This window comes from Blautia luti, assembly GCF_013304735.1.
GTDB lineage: Bacteria > Bacillota > Clostridia > Lachnospirales > Lachnospiraceae > Blautia_A.
The window spans coordinates 1-499 of record NZ_JAAITI010000103.1 but is presented as its reverse complement, the minus strand read 5'-3'; the positions used below and the strand labels follow the sequence as shown (position 1 = coordinate 499).

General features: G+C 45.9%; 1 protein-coding gene. It reads left to right on the top strand.

Annotation, left to right across the window (positions count from 1 at the left end; translation table 11 throughout):
- A partial coding sequence (locus G5B06_RS18625) for a hypothetical protein (protein WP_244094595.1) occupies nucleotides 1-499 on the top strand: 499 nt, incomplete at both ends.

Sequence of the window (499 nt, the reverse complement as noted above, 5' to 3'; positions counted from 1 at the left end):
GAAGAGGAAGAGGTTACTGCCGAAGAATCTATTCTGGAAAGTCAGGAACAGGAAAAAGCTGTGATAGAACCATACAACTTCCGTATCCAGGATAATGACCTTGGTGCAGGCGGTCCGAAGGCAAAGTATAAGGCAAATATGGAAGCCATCCATTTGTTACAGACTTTGGAGAAAGAAGAACGTCTGGCAGCACCCGAAGAACAGGAAATTTTATCCCGTTATGTTGGCTGGGGTGGTATCCCGCAGGCATTTGAGGAGAGTAACAGCAGCTGGGCAGATGAGTATCTGGAATTAAAGAATACCTTATCACCAGAAGAATACAGAGCAGCAAGGGCATCGACCTTAAATGCTTTTTATACATCCCCGACCGTGATCCGAAGCATGTATGAAGCACTGGAAAATATGGGACTGAAACAGGGAAATATCCTGGAACCATCGTGTGGAGTCGGTAACTTTATGGGACTGATCCCGGAGAGTATGGGCAAAGCCAATATGTACG